The sequence below is a fragment of the Anabaena sp. TISTR 8404 genome, from assembly GCF_056847745.1.
This window is the reverse complement of sequence record NZ_CP180578.1, coordinates 3,423,819-3,440,583: the sequence shown is the minus strand read 5'-3', so window position 1 is coordinate 3,440,583 and position 16,765 is coordinate 3,423,819. Positions and strand designations below refer to the sequence as shown.

The window sequence follows — 16,765 nt, the reverse complement described above, 5'->3', positions numbered from 1 at the left end:
TAAATGGTAACTATATTTAGTGAAAGTCAAGTATGACACCAATTGCATTTCATGTAGAAGGGCAAAAACCAATAAAATCAGAAGATTACAAAACTCTAGAGGAGCTAGAATCTGAGTATCCAGGATTAAAAATATGTCCTATCTGCCAAGGTGTTCTACATTTTGTTCCACAGTTTTTCAAAAAAGTGAACAACAGAAGAATAACTGTTGCCTCCTTTTTTAGACATGAAAGCGAAGAAGCTAATAACCTTTGTCCTACTCGCAACATGGGCGAATCAATTGAGCATTTATGGATAAAAGTTGAAACTCAGTGCAGGTATAAAGAAGCGGCAAGCTACGCCGGATTTAAAAATATAAGCATAGAAATCGAGAAAAATATTAATAATCCAAATGGTTATAATCGTCCTGATATTCTGATAAGAAATAACGATAAACCCATATTCGCTGTTGAAGTTCAAACTTCTGGCATCTCTGCACAGAAACAAGCAGATAGGTCATTTAGACACAAAGCAGCGGGTATTGATATAACAGACTGGCGATGTGGTGACAACAGCTATACGGCTGTAGAACGAGCAATACTGTGCTATGGTTTTGCACATACAACAGAGGTTTATAAAGACTCTTATGAAGAGTTATATGATAATGGTTTTTTTGAGCAAAAAATTATTAAAGAAAAAATTAGAAATATTGAATTTACACTTTACAATCCTAACCAGAATGGCATAAAAGCAACTATAGAAAGCCATGCCCAATTATTAGAAAAAGCTCTACAAGTGTCTACGGGTTCTAATATTTCTTTATTACCCGATGAAAAAGGAGAATCAAAAAATCGCAACCCCTTTATCCCTGAAGAACACCAAGAGTTATGTAAATCCTTAACTCCGGTTGTGGATCTGCTTAAATCAGGGATTCATCATGATGACCTTATTGGTTGGTACGTGAATATCCAAGGACAAGTGATAGAAGGTATTATTCATGCAATTGAACCAATATGTAAGAAAACAGTTTTAATCCAACCTTTATATAGTGAACAACGCCAAATTGTATCCATAGAATTAGTCAGTATCGTTAATTGGAAAGAAACCATCTGTGGCTCAACTATAGAAGAGACAGCGAAAACAACTCCAGAGCCAGATAAACTTGAACCCCAAACACCATTAATCTGGAAAGTTGGCAATCGCGTTTCATGGAAAAATGCACCATCCTGGTGGAATCCTTATGGCGAGGAAATCATCAGCATTGAAAATAATAAATGTATGATTAACTATTGGGGAAGCCCTATCGACTTGGCTCAATTATTTCCTCCGAGTATGTAGGTCGAACTCTTGCAAACTCTTTTGCGCCTTTGCGCCTTTGCGTGAGAAAAAAATTATCTAGTTTCTTAGCTCCAGAATTTGCTAAACTCCAACTTCGGAGATAACGAATAAACTTAAGTATTAAGATTCGGAGGGGTCGTAGGGTGGCTCACGATGAACGTGCAATAACAGAACAAATTCATCCCAAAGATATTTCCTGGCCATTCTGGCCAATTGTGCCACTCTACCCCTACGGCAGACGGCGAACAATTCGTAAAGAAGTCATCAAAAATACCATCTGGACTTTTGACCAATTGCAGGGCATCTTTTACGTTGTTGTGCCAATTCGCATGACAGTTGTCAAGCTAGATGCAGGTGGTTTACTTGTCTATGCGCCTGTTGCACCGACAAAAGAATGTCTTCAACTTGTGCAGGAGTTAGTTGCAGAACACGGTGATGTCAAATACATTATCTTGCCAACTATCTCCGGTATTGAACATAAAGTCTTCGTCGGCCCCTTCGCCAGATGCTTTCCCAATGCACAGGTATTTGTCGCCCCAAATCAATGGAGTTTTCCGTTGAATTTACCATTAAGTTGGTTGGGTTTGCCTGCGAAACGAACTCAAGTATTACCAGAAGACTGTAGTAAAGCGCCTTTTGCCGACGAGTTTGACTATGCAATCTTGAAGACGATTGACCTTGGCCCAGGTAAGTTTACAGAAGTGGCATTTTTTCATAAGCGATCGCACACTTTATTAGTAACAGATTCGGTGGTGTCAGTACCAGAAGAACCACCAGCGATCGTGCAACTTGACCCTTATCCTTTACTATTTCACGCCAAAGAAAAAGGTTCTGATGTTGTTGCTGATAATCAAGCAAATCGCCGTAAAGGATGGCAACGCATCACATTGTTTGCTTTATACTTCCAACCCAGCGTTTTAGAAGTACCTGCTTGGGGCGAAGTGTTCCGCGATGCCCTCAAAGCACCAGAACGTTCTCGCAAAGCTTATTTTGGTTTATTTCCCTTCAAATGGCAAGATAACTGGCAGAGGTCATTTCATGCCCTGCGCGGTGATGGACGTTTGTTTGTCGCACCAGTTTTACAAACTCTTATTCTTAACCGCGCACCCAGAGAAACACTTAACTGGGCTGATAAAGTGGCAAGCTGGGATTTTCAGTGGATTATTCCCTGCCATTTTGACGCACCAATTAAAGCCCAACCGCAACAATTTCGCCAAGCATTTGCTTTTTTAGAAAAGCAACCTGCTGCCAGTGCAGGTTTATTTAATACTAGTAGTTATCCTTTGCCAGCAGAAGATTTTAAAATTTTGCAGGAAATTGACGCAGGTTTAAATAAGACTAAAATTGTGCCGCCTGCAAAGGAGAAAGTCTGAGATTTGTAATTAGTGAAGATTTCCGCTATATTTACGTCTCGTAAGATTTTTAAAGCAGATTGTTGAATACATTACTAATTACTGGAACTGACACCGAAGCTGGCAAAACTGTATTAACAACAGCATTAGCAGCTTATTGGCAAAAATATTATCCGCAGCGTCACTGGGGAATTATGAAGCCAATACAGTCGGGAATTGGCGATCGCGAGTGGTATCAAAATCTGTTTAAGCTAGAACAATCACCCGCAGAAATTACACCTTTGTATTTTCAAGCGCCTCTAGCGCCACCCATCGCTGCCGAAAAAGAAAATCGTCAAGTTGATTTAGCTGTAGTGTGGAAAACTTTATGTGAATTGCGATCGCGCTATGAATTTCTTTTGGTAGAATCTGCCGGTGGGTTAGGTTCACCCATGACTAACGAATTAACTGTTGCTGACATCGCCGGAGAATGGCGCTTACCGACAGTCTTGGTAGTTCCAGTGAGATTAGGTGCAATATCTCAAGCAGTGGCTAATGTCGCATTAGCTAGACAGTCACGGATAAACCTCATAGGCATTGTACTAAACTGCATCCAACCTCGTACCGATGCAGAGATTGCCGACTGGACACCACCAGAGGTAATTGAATCATTCACACACATCCCGGTTTTAGGCTGCTTGCCTTATTTTGATAATCCAGCAGATTTAGATAAACTTGCCCATGCCGCATCCAATTTAAACTTAGAAGCGCTAAATATTTAAGAAAATATTAAACTGAGAACATAAGCCAACGTAAAGTTGATGAATTTAAAAACCCCTCTCCAAACCTCTCCCCTGCAAGGAGAGAGGCTTCAAAGGTTTAAATTTTCGTTGGTATATAAAGATATTTCAGCCCCTCTCCGCGTCGGAGAGGGGTTGGGGAGAGGTTCATCGAACTTACGTTAACTCAATCTCAGCCGTCTTCTACCAGTTTGTTGCTATCATGGTTTCCACATTCCCCAATTCTTATTCTGTTGACTTATCCCGTGTGCGACTCTCAATTCGCTCATTGCAACCACAATTAGTCGAGTGGCGGCGGCGGCTACATCAACAACCAGAATTAGGCTTTCAAGAAAAACTGACGGCTGAGTTTGTCTCCAGTCAATTGCAAGCATGGGGAATTGAACATCAAACTGGTATTGCTAAGACTGGCATTGTAGCAACGATTCAAGGAACAAAACCCAGCACTCAAAACTCAGCACTCAGCACTCAGCACTCAGCACTCAGCACTAAAAAAGTATTAGCAATTCGGGCAGATATGGATGCTTTGCCCATTCAAGAATTGAACGAAGTACCTTATAAATCGCAGCATGATGGAATTATGCACGCTTGTGGACATGATGGACATACAGCGATCGCATTAGGTACAGCATACTATCTCCAGCAGCATCGGCAAGACTTTGCTGGCACTGTGAAAATCATCTTCCAGCCAGCCGAAGAAGGGCCGGGCGGTGCAAAACCGATGATTGAGGCTGGGGTACTAAAAAACCCTGATGTGGATGCCATTATTGGTTTACATCTGTGGAATAACCTTCCTTTGGGAACTGTCGGTGTTCGTGCTGGTGCGTTGATGGCGGCTGTAGAGTTATTCAACTGCACAATTTTAGGCAAAGGTGGACATGGTGCAATTCCCCATCAAACTGTTGATTCAATTGTAGTTGCAGCCCAAATTGTCAACGCCTTACAAACTATTGTCGCTAGGAATGTTAACCCCATAGATTCCGCAGTTGTGACTGTTGGTGCGCTTCATGCTGGTACAGCCCACAATGTAATTGCTGACACAGCCAATATGAAAGGCACAGTGAGATATTTTAACCCAGCATTTGAAGGCTTTTTTAAACAGCGTATCGAGCAAATAATTGCTGGAATTTGCCAAAGTCACGGTGCAAACTATGACTTAAAATATTGGAGTTTATATCCCCCAGTAATTAACGATGCGGGGATTGCAGAATTAGTGCGATCGATTGCGGAAGAAGTGGTAGAAACGCCTGTAGGAATTGTGCCAGAATGCCAAACAATGGGCGGCGAAGATATGTCATTCTTCTTAAAAGAAGTTCCCGGTTGTTACTTCTTCCTCGGTTCTGCTAATCCAGAAAAAGACTTAGCATATCCCCATCATCACCCACGTTTTGATTTTGATGAAACAGTCTTACCAATGGGTGTGGAAATATTCATCCGTTGCGTGGAGAAATTTTTTAGTTGAGTTAATTGGCATAAAATTACTTTGCGTCTTTGCGCCTTTGCGTGAGCTTTTGATACCATCATCAGCAACGCTAAAATATGGAATCATTTATGTCTGAGAACAATACAGACGCTCTGAGAACTTTGTTAACAATCTTACCAATTATATTTATTCTTTCTTTAGCAGGAGTTGTTTTATTCTTTGTAAAAGTTGAGGGTTTAACAACAGAACAGAGGTTAGATTATGGCATTAAAGCCTTAACAACAACCGGAACAATTTTTGCCGGAATTGCTGTATTTATTAACGCTTTCTATGCAGCCAAGCGTGCGGAAGCTATGGAGAAAAGTGCTTTAGCTGCGAATGAAAGTGCCAAAGCTGCCTTAAAAAATGCTGAGGCTGCACTTAAAAACGCTGTAATAGCAGAAGATAAACAAATAACAGAACGCTTTGCAAAAGCCATTGAGCAGCTTGGAAGCGACAAGATTGAAGTACGATTAGGTGCAATTTATACGTTAGAAAGAATTGCTAAGGATTCCTCAAAAGACCACTGGACAATTATGGAAGTTCTTACGGCGTTTGTGCGAGAGAATGCGCCTAGAAAACTGGAAGAAGAAAACACCGAGACAGAGCAAATACCAAAAATTCGCACAGATATTCAAGCTGCACTCACTGTTATTGGACGACGTAATTGTGACAATGAGCAAGAAAATCAAAAGCTTGATTTAAGTAATATCGATATCCGACGAGCAAAACTAAATATGGCTAACTTACAAGGAGCATTCCTCAATTTTACTAACCTGCAAGGGATAAGATTAGAAGGAGCTAACCTGCAAGGGGCAGTCCTCAATTTTGCTAACCTGCAAGAGATAAGATTAGAAGGAGCTAACCTACAAGGAGAGCGAAAAATTTCGGGGGAGATGAGGGACAAGACGCGGTAAGATGACTCAATGATTGATCCGGCTGAAAGAGTCATATATCAATTAAAAGTGGTGCTGTTGAGCATCAGCCCCATGATTTGGCGGCGTATAAAAGTCAGCAGCGATAGCACAATAGAAGATTTGCATTACACGATCCAGTTGGCAATGGGGTGGGAAGATATTCACCTCCATCATTTCATCATCCACGGTAAGCAGTACGGGATTACCCAACCAGGGGGAACAGTATTTAGCGATCGCGCCTGTGAAGTAAAACTCTCGTCCCTTGGTTTGAGGGAGAAAGAGAAATTTTTATACGAATATGACTTCAGTATTTGCCCATTAATGGGTGCATGGCGTTATTGGTGGCGGCATCAAATCAGAGTAGAAGCGATACATACTCCAGATCCAACGCAAACTTACCCAATCTGCACTGGCGGTAAAGGTGTTTGCCCCCCTGAGAACTGTGGTGGCCCTTGGGGCTTCATGAAAGCAAGGGAAGAATTTTTTATTTCTGACGTGTTAGAGCGTTTTGCTTCAATGTTAGAGAACAAGAAATTTGACATGGATAGAGAAGAAGCAAGCTCGTTACTAACTTGGCTACTAGTGTATCAAAACTGTTTTGACCGTCAAAAAGTCAACCAAAATCTACTAAAATACGCTACCGGAGACAGAGAATTGATGTAATTGTTTAAGGGGATAGTGTGAAATTTAAAATCCAAGTAGTTGTTGAATCAGAATCAGGAGAAACCCAATTAATCCAAGAAGTTTTACAAATTGAAAAGGGTAATCTACAACCGGAAAACTTAGGACTATCGCTAGACCAAGGCAAAGAATTATTGCTTCAGACACAACGCAGCATAGTTAATCAACAAATTACAGAATATCAAAAACAGCAGGAATTATGCTCAGATTGTGGCAAGAAGTTATTGCATAAAGATAAACGAACAATCACACATAGAACACCTTTTGGTAAATTAAAACTGCAATGTCATCGATTATTTAACTGTGCTTGTAGTGAGCAAACAACTCGTAGTTTTAACCCAGTAGCAAACCTATTAAAAGAGCGTACATCACCCGAATTGCTCTACCTAGAATCAAAATTTGCATCCCTAATGTCTTATGGACTGTCTAGCAAATTATTACAAGAATTACTACCAGTAAAAGGAGAAATAAACGCTACATCTATACGCAACAATCTACACTCACTTGGTCAGCGTTTGGAATCAGAATTACCAGAAGAAGTCGGAATATTATTTGAGGGTTGCCAGAGAGATTGGGATAGGCTTCCCAGACCTGATTTACCGTTGGTAGTAGGTATGGATGGAGGATATGTTCGTTTCTATAACAGAAAAACTAAAACAGCAGGTCAGTTTCAGGTTATTGCAGGCAAGAGTATAAAAGCTGACGGTACATCCAAGCGTTTTGGCATGGTTTATTGTTACGATACCAAACCGCAACGCCGTATATTTGAGGTGCTAAAATCTCAAGGGATGCAAATGAACCAACAGGTCACATTTTTATCAGATGGTGAAGAAAGTATTCGTGACTTACAGTATTATCTGAACCCTAATGCAGAACATATACTCGATTGGTTTCACATCACAATGCGGATCACTGTGATGAAACAAATTGCCAAAGGTATAACTAAAGAAGATGTAGAAACAGGTATTTCGAGCGAATCAATCCAAAAAGATTTGACTTCTTTAAAGTGGTATTTGTGGCATGGGAATGTATTTAAAGCATTATCAAAAATTGAAGATTTAATGGATAGTGCCTGTGCATTAGCTTCAGATGATTATGATACTGAACCAAGCCTGGAAGCAGAAAAACTCTCTGACTATTTAGAGGAATTTGAAACTTACATCTCAAATAATGGTCAGTATATTCCAAATTATGGCGAACGCTACCGGAATGGAGAACGTATTTCTAGCTCGTTTGTAGAATCTACCGTCAATCAAGTGATTAGCAAACGATTCGTTAAAAAACAACAGATGCGGTGGACTCCAGAAGGAAGTCATCTCCTAATCCAAGTCCGAACTAAAGTTTTAAATGATGAGTGGGTTAGCAAATTCCAGCAATGGTATCCCGGATTTAAGGTCGATAGCGAACGGGCAATACGCTAAAGTCTTATGCTTTAAAAAACGCAAAGCAGTGTAATTAAATTTACTTTATAGTCAAAGATTTCTGTAGAAGACTGGCTTGGTTTTTATGTCTTTGTGCTTACCAACTTTCGTGTCTAAGTTGGTAAAATCAGCTCGTATACCCCAAGCTTTTTAGGGGTTTGGGTCATGATCAAGCAGCTCCTCCAAGTACCGAAAGTTGGTAAAACTCAAAAAGGAGAGCGTCAGTCGCCTAACTCTCACAAATACTCAGAGGTTAGGACTAGAGAACATTTGTTACCAGAAGAAGTTGAGTTGATGCGGTCAGCTATCAAAAAATCCAAGGGTCGCCATGCTCATCGAAACTCAACCCTAATTTTGTTAATCTATCGTCACGGATTGCGAGTGGCAGAGGTGGCATCTCTGCGCTGGGAACAAATAGATTGGAATGGTGGTACAATTTACGTGAAGCGGGTTAAAAAAGGTACTCCATCTACTCATCCTCTTTACTCTGAGGAAATTCGTTCTCTCCGCAAGCTTCAAAGAGATTATCCTGCTAGTCCCTACGTTTTCCAGTCCTCTCGACATGGCCCGTTGGCACATGATACGATCGCCGGCATTGTTGAACGAGCTGGTGAGTTAGCTGGTCTACCTTTCAGAGTCCATGCTCATATGCTAAGGCATGGAACGGGCTATTACTTGGCTAATCGAGGTATTGACACTCGGACAATTCAGAGTTACCTGGGACATAAAAATATTCAGCACACAGTTCGTTACACCGAACTTGCATCTACTAAATTTCAAGGTCTTTGGGATGATTAATGCCCATCTCCCCCGAAATTTTTCGCTCTCCTACAAGGGGTAGTTCTCAATCTTGCTAACCTGCAAAAGGCAACCCTCAAAGGATGTGAACTACAAGGAGCAGATCTGCGTTCAGCTAAACTTCAACAAGCAGGACTTAAAGGAGCTAACCTATATGGAGCTAACTTAACAGGAATTAAAGACTTAGAACAATGGCAGATTGACTCAGCGAAGGGCGATCGCACCACTATTCTGCCAGACTACCTCGAATATCCCAAACATTGGCAATAACTGTTTAACTAGTTCCCGTCCTACCTTCTTCGTTTATGCGTAAAAATTCCTTCAATGCAGTTTGTATTGATGGCTGCTGCATATAAGCTTTTGCTGCTTCGATTAAATTCTGAATATTCTCAGCACTGACATCATCAATATCATCACTTAATCGCTTACCAATCAGCTCTCTATCTAGCTTAAACTGCAAGCGTAGCATCTGGTGGTCTGGAATTATCTGGTTGGTGATGTACTCATGCACTCCAGACGAAGCATCAAACAATATACCAATAATTGGCTGCGCCCATTGTATCAAACCCCAGCCTTCGGCTTGTGCAAATGGGATGATGCGTGTGCGATCGCCTGTACCTATAGAAAGAATGGTAATATCTTCAATTGCATGGCCTAATCTTACAGCTTCAGCTACAGCACAAGCTGATGGGTTATTAGCCGCAACACCACCATCAATCGCAGAATAGATACATTTAATGGAATAGGTTGCAGTATTATCTGGTATCCTCTCCCAAGGCGAATCTAACAAAGCTTCTCGTGTATAACCTTTATATTTTTTAATAGTGCGAGTTTGACCTCTACCTGTACCACTCACAATTCTTATTTGTGTATTGTTATAAAGGTTTTCTGTATGGGAAGCATTACCATCTATCGTAATAGTATTTTCTGTAGCTCTTTCAACATTACCATTGACTGTTCTATCTAGTTTATGTGCTGGAAAATAAGTAGGCGCAGAGGCAGAACAAACGCAGATTTCCCACAGTGGTACATTGCCATAATCTTTGTCTTGCCGCCAACTTTTAAATATAATTGGTTCTCTAGCAATGGTGTCGTAGGAAGTAATTAATAATTTTGGTTCAGGAATATCAAATAATTTTGTCTCACCTAAATTTTCTTGAAGAACTTGAATTAAACCAGAATCAGAAAACTTTGGTGCAGATATCCCATATTTCAGGATGAGAGGAAGCCGCTGTAAAGAAAAAAGACTGCTGTAGGGGAAGATAATTGAGCTTTTTTGTGTGTATAAATCAATGATATTTTGGCTGTTGCGTCCTGTGGCGATCGCAGATGCTAAAATTGACCCTGTAGAAGTGCCTGCTATTAAGTTAAAATACTCATGCAAAGGTTGATTAATTTGCTGTTCAATAGCTGCCAAAATAGTTGCAGCAATTACTCCCCTAATTCCGCCACCATCCAAGCTTAAAATCCGAAAAGGCATATTCCTCCGAATTTCTTCTAAATTTTTTTACTTCGTTTAATAACCGAAAGCAAATTTCAGATTTATTAACAAGTTGTTGGTTTAAATTTTAAATTTCAAGATTATTATAATTTAAACCTAGCCTGGAAAATTGGTTGTAAATTATTAGGTTTTATTTAATAAAGCTGCAAAATTTCTTATGAAAAAAACAGAAAAACAAAAAATGTTGGCTGGCGAGTTATATTTAGCAGAAGATCCAGAACTAATGGCTGAGAATAGAAGAGCTAGTCGTCTTTTGCAAAGATACAACAGTACGATTGCTGACCAACCAGAGCAAAGACAACAAATATTACAGGAATTATTGGGTAAAGTAGGAGAAAAAATTACCATTGTGCCGCCATTTTACTGTGACTACGGCAGTAATATCTATGCTGGTAATAAATTATTTATGAACTATGGTTGTGTAATTTTAGACTGCAATATAGTTGAAATTGGTGATAACGTTTTGTGTGCGCCTTACGTGCAGATTTATGCTGCTTATCATCCTGTAGAACCAGAAATTCGTCTAACTGGTAGAGAATTAGCTGCACCAATTAAAATTGGTAACAATGTCTGGATAGGTGGAAGTGCAATAATTTGCCCAGGGGTAACAATTGGCGACAACAGCACAATTGGGGCTGGTAGTGTGGTGGTTAAAGATATACCTGCAAATGTCGTCGCTGCGGGAAACCCCTGTCGGATTATTCGCTATTTATCAGATAATTGAGCAGCTAAATGGCTATACTCTAGAATTTGTATCCTCTAGCAAGCCAATAGTGCCAATCTGCGATCGCTTCTTGGGTTTCATCATCTGCATCAATAGCCTGTATTTCTGATAATTTTGCAGAATAGACATCATCATCATTACCATTGATGTCAGCGACTTCCACATACATATCTTTTAAACACTCATCATCAGGGGCCATTCCTAGCACTTCGACTTGTTTTTTCTCTGTTGTCGATGTTTTGCGGGATTTTTTTGTCCACTTAGCCATAAACGGACAGTTCAAGGCTTCTTCTAAGTAATAATACCAACCCATCGCTCGATCTTCTTTATCTTCCGCATCAACAATAATTTCTGTGGCGATGCGCTGTTCTCTAGTTTCGTCGCGTTCAATATTAGACATAACAATAAAAAACTTGCGTATATTGCACCTTGATATGGTATATCGCTTTAGCTATTGACTGTCAATTTTTTTGCGGCTGTCTCATATAGCAAAGTGCTGAACTCCAAGTATCAACCCAGTATCTTCCAGGCTATGAGCAATCAACAAGTCCTCATCTAAGTGACTATGTACACATAATCCAAAATGGTATTAATTTCCGGGTTTTTCTCAGAAATCTAGAAATTTTTTGAAGTTAAGTGTTTTGAGAGCAGAGGTATGGGTAGTAAGTGAACTAAAAAAGTCTAGATACGCTAACATCTGCTGATATATTTACAAGTTATTCACTTTGCTTCTGTAAAATCTGAAATCAGTCTAAGAGAGATTGTTGTTTAAATTAATATTTGTAGTTTCCCGACGGTATTGGCTTATGGCTAACAAATTATATCTAGTAGCGATCGCTGCGCTGAATAAACACTCAAAACGCTATGAATTAACAGTTTGTACTGCTGAAGTTGAACCAGGGAAAGAAGATAAATTAGATGATAAAGTCAATCAACTTGCAACAACTATCTACCCATTAAATAAATTCTCTGAACTGCAAATAAAAACTCAACTTATTGATAAAGAAACTATCTTAAGGTGTATTTAATAAGACTTGTAATAAGCAGAGTGCAGAGGATTGACTAGAACAAAGGAGTCTGGCGACCGAACGCAGTGACTCCTCCTTGTAGGGGAGCCAGCACTGTGGTGAGGCAGTCCGCAGAAGAGGGGTTTTCCAGATCCCCTGAAAAGTCAGATATACTTCCTTTCACATATTCTTCACATTTTCCTGTTAGGATTTGTCTCTAAATTTGAGCTTAGAGACTAAAAACTATATAAACTGTTTTTTGAATGCAATATAATGTCAAAGCGCCTACCTGCCAAGACAAAATAGCCTTTCCAGAGTTTGCATATTCTCAGTCATGAACACCAACAACGAAGAGCAAGTATTTGAAGAACTTCTGGAATTTCTCAGGCGATCGCGGGGCTTTGACTTTACAGGCTATAAGCGTGCTAGTCTCATGCGGCGGGTACACAAGCAAATGTCTACTCACCATATTGAAACTTTTACTGAATACCTCGATTATCTGCAAGTTCACCCAGAGGAATTTGTGCCTCTGTTTAACACAATCTTGATTAATGTAACTACTTTTTTTCGAGATGCTAGTGCCTGGAAATATCTACAAACTCAAACTCTCCCCCACTTGCTCAATCATAAGCCAGAAAAAGCATCTATTCGGGTTTGGAGTGCGGGATGTGCTTCTGGAGAGGAAGCTTACACGCTGGCGATAATTTTAGCAGAAGTACTGGGAGTAGAGAAATTCCGCCAGCGAGTCAAAATTTATGCGACGGATGTAGATGAAGAAGCCCTCAATCAAGCTCGTCATGCCACTTATACCGCCAAACAACTCCAACCTGTCGCCCCAGAACTGCGAGAAAAATACTTTGAGTCAATAGGCGATCGCTTCGTTTTCCGTTCTGATTTGCGTCGATTAGTGATTTTTGGTCGCCACGATTTGGTGCAGGATGCCCCAATTTCCCGTCTTGACCTGTTGGTATGCCGCAATACCCTAATGTACTTTAATGCCGAGACCCAGGGAAAAATTCTAGATCGCTTTCACTTTGCCCTTCATGACACAGGTGTCTTGCTGTTAGGCAAAGCAGAGATGTTATTAACTCACACCAACTTATTTACTCCCATCAGTTTGCAACACCGTATTTTTCGCCGCGTCCCTAAAAACAACCAGCGCGATCGCTTTTTTCCCTTTCTACAAGTGGCAGAGGATGAAACAGGCACTTATGTAACCCAACACTTCAGCTTGCGAGAAGCTGCTTTTGATGCCCTTCCTATTGCTCAGTTAATTGTGGATTATCAAGGCCATTTGGTGCTGGCAAACGAGACTGCCAGAACTATGTTTAGCATTAACATATTAGATCAAGGCCGCCCTTTACAAGATTTAGAAATTTCCTACCGTCCGCTAGAGTTGCGCTCTTCCATTGAGCAAGCTTACCAACAACGCATCCCAATTTTAGTTACAGATGTGAGCCGCCATCTACGGGATAATCGAGTCCAATACTTAGATGTAAATATTGTCCCCCTAGAAGACCACGATCACGAAATTATCGGTGTAAGTATTACTTTTAACGATATGACCCGTTGCCATGAGCTGCAAACAGAACTCCAGCACACTAATCAAGAACTAGAAACGGCCAACGAAGAACTTCAGTCTAGCAACGAGGAACTAGAAACCACCAACGAAGAACTCCAATCAACTAACGAAGAACTAGAAACCACTAACGAAGAACTGCAATCTACCAACGAAGAATTGGAGACAATGAATGAAGAACTTCACTCTACCAACGAAGAATTACAAACTATCAATGAAGAGTTGCGCCTGCGTACCAACGACCTCAACCAAGTCAATTCTTTCTTAAATTCTATCTTGGCAAGCTTGCGGGCTGGAGTGATTGTTGTTGATCGCCAATTGAATATTCTGAGTTGGAATGAAGAAGCAGAAAATCTCTGGGGACTACGGCGTGAAGAAGTCCAATGGAAATCGCTCTTTAGTCTCGACATTGGCTTACCAGTGGAGCGATTACGAGAGCCGATTCGCAACTGTCTAGCAGGAGTTACAGAACACCAGGAAATGGTCATCGAGGCTGTTAACCGCCGAGGACGTAGGATTCAGTGTCACATTAGCTACAATCCCCTGCTCGACGCTGACCGGGAAAGAGCCGGAGTAATTTTATTAATCAAAGAGAGCCAATCTGATGACACCTGAAGATTTGCAATTAGACCAACAAATTGCAGCTGCTCAAGAGCGTTTAGAAAAAATTCAACAACAAGCAAATTCTGCATCTGCTTTTGGTAATGACTTGCTCTCAGTTGCGATCGCCGAACTTTCCATAGCTTTGGAAGAGTTAAGCGTGACCGCAGAAGAATTACGCCAACAAAACGAGGAATTAATAGACACTCGACAAATGTTGGAATTGGAACGTCAGCGCTACCAAGATTTATTCGATTTTGCCCCAGATGCCTACTTAGTAACTGATGAGCAGGGAATTATCTTAGAAGCGAACCACTCAGCGCAAATTTTGTTCAATGTCCGACAAGATTACATAGTCAATAAACCACTGATTTTATTTGTGGCTTTTAGAGATCATTCAGTGATTTACAAGCAACTGGAAAAGTTGAAAAAATTGCTGGCTGAAAGTGGGAAATATTTCCAGGTGAGAGGCCAACAAAAAAATATTTATTGGACAGCAAAGCACTTGCTGCAAGACCAAGAAGTTTCTTTAACACCACGACAAAAAGAATTATTGCCTGCTGCTGTTTCTTTGTCGGCGGAATGCGATCGCCAGGGATTAATTCGCTTGTATTGGTCATTCCGCGACCTGAGCGATCGCAAACAAGTCGAGGAGAAATTGCGAGTATCAGAGGCACAGTATCGCCTGCTGTTTGAAAATCATCCTAAACCTATGTGGATTTTCGATCCCGAAACTCTCGCTTTTTTAGCAGTCAATCAAGCAGCGATCGCTCACTATGGCTATTCTCAATCAGAATTTTTAGCCATGACCCTCTTGGATATTCGCCCGCCTGAAGACATTCCTGCTTTTGAGCAATACATAGAACAGTATCGGTTGAAAAATTTTATCTATTGTGGAGAGTGGCGACACCGTAAGCAGGATAGCTCCATCATTGATGTCGAAATTACCAGCACCCGCATTACCTGGGAAGGAAAACCTGCTGATTTTGTCATGGTTAGGGATATTAGCGCTCTCAAACAGACGCAACAGCAGATGCGTGAACAAGCAGCGTTAATCAATATTGTTACCGATGCCATTTTTGTCCAAGATTTAGCAAATCACATCTTATTTTGGAACAAAGGCGCAGAACGCTTGTATGGTTGGACAGAAACAGAAAGCTGCGGGAAAAAAACTCATCAGTTGTTTCACAAAGAATCCCATCCTCAAATTCAAGCCAGCCTGAAAGCAACTATCGAAACAGGTTCCTGGAATGGGGAGTTAGCGCAAATCACCAAAACTGGCAAAGAAATTATTGTTGATAGCCGCTGGACACTAGTACGCGATGAATTTGGACAACCTAAATCTATCCTAGTCGTCAACACTGACATCACAAACAAAAAACAAATGGAGCGGCATTTTTACCATACCCAAAGGCTAGAAAACTTGGGAATTTTAGCCAGTGGTATTGCTCATGACCTCAACAATATATTTGCTCCCATTGTAATGATTTCTCAATTAATCCCATCAAGATTACCAAACGTTGATGCGCGAACACAGGAACTTTGTAAAACATTAGAAAATAGTTCCAAACGCGGCTCTAATTTAGTACAACAAATTTTGAGCTTTGCTAGAAGTTCCGAAGAAAAACATATTGTATTGCAAGTTAGCCATTTGCTCCGAGAAGTAGTACAAATTATCAAACAAACATTTCCCAAATCTATAGAAATCAAAACCGAAATTCCGACAACAAACACTCTAGAAATTGTGAAAGCAGACCCCACACAATTGCATCAGGTATTCATGAATCTTGTAGTCAATGCTCGTGATGCTATGCCCAATGGCGGTATCCTCAAAATCTCGGCTGAAAATCGGTTGATTGATGCAACTTATGCTGGAATGTCTGGTGATGTTACTCCAGGCAGCTATATTGTTGTGACTATTTCCGATACAGGAGTAGGAATTTCGCCGGAAATCTTAGAGCGCATTTTTGAGCCATTTTTTACCACCAAAAAACCTGGTCAAGGTACAGGATTAGGTCTTTCTACAGTTTTAGGGATTGTGAAGAATCACGGTGGTTTTGTGGAGGTAAAAAGCGAATTAGCTAAAGGTTCACAGTTTCATGTTTACTTGCCAATAGCACAAGAAACAACTACTGAGTCAGTTATAGAAGAAGAAATAACTCCAGGCAATGGTGAGTTAATTTTAATTGTCGAGGATGAAGAATTTATCCAAAAAACTACTAAATTAACTTTAGAAAACAATAATTACAAAACCTTAATTGCTAATGATGGCATTGAGGCACTTAGCCTTTATCCTAACCACAGGGCAGAAATCAGCGCAGTGTTGATGGATATGATGATGCCGAATATAGATGGATTAATGACTACCCGAATTTTGTGTAGCATCAATCCAGATATAAAAATTATTGCTACCAGTGGTTTATCTACGCATCGTCAAAAGTTGCTAGAAGCTGGCGCAAAGGCTTTTTTAGCTAAACCTTACACAGCCAAAGATTTATTGCGGAGTTTATCGCAAGTGATATAGCAATCCTATTTGATTTACAAACTACTCGTGGAGGTAGGGAACAGGGAACAGGGAACAGATTTGTTTGGATTGTAGAATTGCTATATATGCCTTGTTCGTAACTC

General features: G+C 40.5%; 14 protein-coding genes and 1 pseudogene. 13 read left to right on the top strand and 2 right to left on the bottom strand.

Annotated elements, in window-relative coordinates; translation table 11 throughout:
- Positions 1-32 precede the first annotated feature (32 nt).
- The 9 genes and pseudogenes from ACMX3D_RS14895 to ACMX3D_RS14855 all read left to right on the top strand — a co-directional run.
- Positions 33-1,316 carry a competence protein CoiA family protein gene (locus ACMX3D_RS14895; protein ID WP_482752169.1) on the top strand — a complete coding sequence of 428 codons (1,284 nt, stop codon included), beginning with the start codon at positions 33-35 and terminating at the stop codon, positions 1,314-1,316.
- A 143-nt stretch (positions 1,317-1,459) separates the two neighbouring features.
- A complete protein-coding gene (locus tag ACMX3D_RS14890; RefSeq protein ID WP_482752168.1) occupies positions 1,460-2,689 on the top strand; it encodes a DUF4336 domain-containing protein in 1,230 nt (409 codons plus the stop codon).
- 62 nt (positions 2,690-2,751) lie between these two features.
- The gene (bioD, locus tag ACMX3D_RS14885) at positions 2,752-3,429 is read left to right on the top strand and encodes a dethiobiotin synthase (RefSeq protein ID WP_482752167.1); all 678 of its coding nucleotides are present in this window, start codon (positions 2,752-2,754) and stop codon (positions 3,427-3,429) included.
- A gap of 220 nt (positions 3,430-3,649) precedes the next feature.
- The gene (locus ACMX3D_RS14880; protein WP_482752166.1) at positions 3,650-4,909 is read left to right on the top strand and encodes a M20 family metallopeptidase; all 1,260 of its coding nucleotides are present in this window, start codon (positions 3,650-3,652) and stop codon (positions 4,907-4,909) included.
- A gap of 122 nt (positions 4,910-5,031) precedes the next feature.
- Positions 5,032-5,826 (top strand): pentapeptide repeat-containing protein, encoded by a 795-nt coding sequence (locus ACMX3D_RS14875; protein ID WP_482752165.1) that lies wholly within the window; start codon positions 5,032-5,034, stop codon positions 5,824-5,826.
- A 9-nt stretch (positions 5,827-5,835) separates the two neighbouring features.
- Positions 5,836-6,489: a plasmid pRiA4b ORF-3 family protein gene (locus tag ACMX3D_RS14870; RefSeq protein ID WP_482750093.1), complete on the top strand. Its 654-nt coding sequence runs from the start codon at positions 5,836-5,838 to the stop codon at positions 6,487-6,489.
- 17 nt (positions 6,490-6,506) lie between these two features.
- Entirely contained in the window at positions 6,507-7,928 is a 1,422-nt protein-coding gene (locus tag ACMX3D_RS14865) for an ISKra4 family transposase (protein WP_482750092.1), read from the top strand.
- Between the two features lie 165 nt (positions 7,929-8,093).
- Positions 8,094-8,726, top strand: a complete 633-nt coding sequence (locus ACMX3D_RS14860) for a tyrosine-type recombinase/integrase (RefSeq protein ID WP_482750091.1) — start codon at positions 8,094-8,096, stop codon at positions 8,724-8,726.
- A gap of 36 nt (positions 8,727-8,762) precedes the next feature.
- Positions 8,763-8,996, top strand: a pseudogene (locus ACMX3D_RS14855) (pentapeptide repeat-containing protein); the annotation flags it as partial.
- A 4-nt stretch (positions 8,997-9,000) separates the two neighbouring features.
- Here ACMX3D_RS14855 and ACMX3D_RS14850 read toward each other — a convergent pair.
- Positions 9,001-10,206 (bottom strand): patatin-like phospholipase family protein, encoded by a 1,206-nt coding sequence (locus ACMX3D_RS14850; protein WP_482752164.1) that lies wholly within the window; start codon positions 10,204-10,206, stop codon positions 9,001-9,003.
- 178 nt (positions 10,207-10,384) lie between these two features.
- Here ACMX3D_RS14850 and ACMX3D_RS14845 point away from each other — a divergent pair, with 178 nt between their 5' ends.
- The gene (locus ACMX3D_RS14845) at positions 10,385-10,951 is read left to right on the top strand and encodes a sugar O-acetyltransferase (protein ID WP_482752163.1); all 567 of its coding nucleotides are present in this window, start codon (positions 10,385-10,387) and stop codon (positions 10,949-10,951) included.
- 19 nt (positions 10,952-10,970) lie between these two features.
- On the opposite strand, the gene ACMX3D_RS14840 is transcribed toward ACMX3D_RS14845, so the two are convergent.
- Complete coding sequence (locus ACMX3D_RS14840; RefSeq protein WP_482752162.1) at positions 10,971-11,351, bottom strand: calcium-binding protein; 381 nt, start codon at positions 11,349-11,351, stop codon at positions 10,971-10,973.
- A 406-nt stretch (positions 11,352-11,757) separates the two neighbouring features.
- Here ACMX3D_RS14840 and ACMX3D_RS14835 point away from each other — a divergent pair, with 406 nt between their 5' ends.
- From ACMX3D_RS14835 to ACMX3D_RS14825, 3 genes are all read left to right on the top strand, one after another.
- Positions 11,758-11,979 (top strand): hypothetical protein, encoded by a 222-nt coding sequence (locus tag ACMX3D_RS14835; RefSeq protein ID WP_482752161.1) that lies wholly within the window; start codon positions 11,758-11,760, stop codon positions 11,977-11,979.
- Between the two features lie 313 nt (positions 11,980-12,292).
- Positions 12,293-14,152 (top strand): CheR family methyltransferase, encoded by a 1,860-nt coding sequence (locus ACMX3D_RS14830; RefSeq protein WP_482752160.1) that lies wholly within the window; start codon positions 12,293-12,295, stop codon positions 14,150-14,152.
- On the top strand, positions 14,142-16,661 hold the full coding sequence (locus ACMX3D_RS14825) for a PAS domain S-box protein (protein WP_482752159.1): 2,520 nt from the start codon (positions 14,142-14,144) through the stop codon (positions 16,659-16,661). The genes ACMX3D_RS14830 and ACMX3D_RS14825 overlap by 11 nt, the downstream gene beginning before the upstream one ends.
- Positions 16,662-16,765 lie beyond the last annotated feature (104 nt).

Bases quoted from the DNA above. Each gene is read 5' to 3' on its own strand.
- ACMX3D_RS14895 (WP_482752169.1), top strand. From the start codon at position 33: ATGACACCAATTGCATTTCATGTAGAAGGGCAAAAACCAATAAAATCA.
- ACMX3D_RS14880 (WP_482752166.1), top strand. From the start codon at position 3,650: ATGGTTTCCACATTCCCCAATTCTTATTCTGTTGACTTATCCCGTGTG.
- ACMX3D_RS14870 (WP_482750093.1), top strand. From the start codon at position 5,836: ATGATTGATCCGGCTGAAAGAGTCATATATCAATTAAAAGTGGTGCTG.
- ACMX3D_RS14860 (WP_482750091.1), top strand. From the start codon at position 8,094: ATGATCAAGCAGCTCCTCCAAGTACCGAAAGTTGGTAAAACTCAAAAA.
- ACMX3D_RS14850 (WP_482752164.1), bottom strand. From the start codon at position 10,206: ATGCCTTTTCGGATTTTAAGCTTGGATGGTGGCGGAATTAGGGGAGTA.
- ACMX3D_RS14845 (WP_482752163.1), top strand. From the start codon at position 10,385: ATGAAAAAAACAGAAAAACAAAAAATGTTGGCTGGCGAGTTATATTTA.
- ACMX3D_RS14840 (WP_482752162.1), bottom strand. From the start codon at position 11,351: ATGTCTAATATTGAACGCGACGAAACTAGAGAACAGCGCATCGCCACA.
- ACMX3D_RS14835 (WP_482752161.1), top strand. From the start codon at position 11,758: ATGGCTAACAAATTATATCTAGTAGCGATCGCTGCGCTGAATAAACAC.
- ACMX3D_RS14830 (WP_482752160.1), top strand. From the start codon at position 12,293: ATGAACACCAACAACGAAGAGCAAGTATTTGAAGAACTTCTGGAATTT.
- ACMX3D_RS14825 (WP_482752159.1), top strand. From the start codon at position 14,142: ATGACACCTGAAGATTTGCAATTAGACCAACAAATTGCAGCTGCTCAA.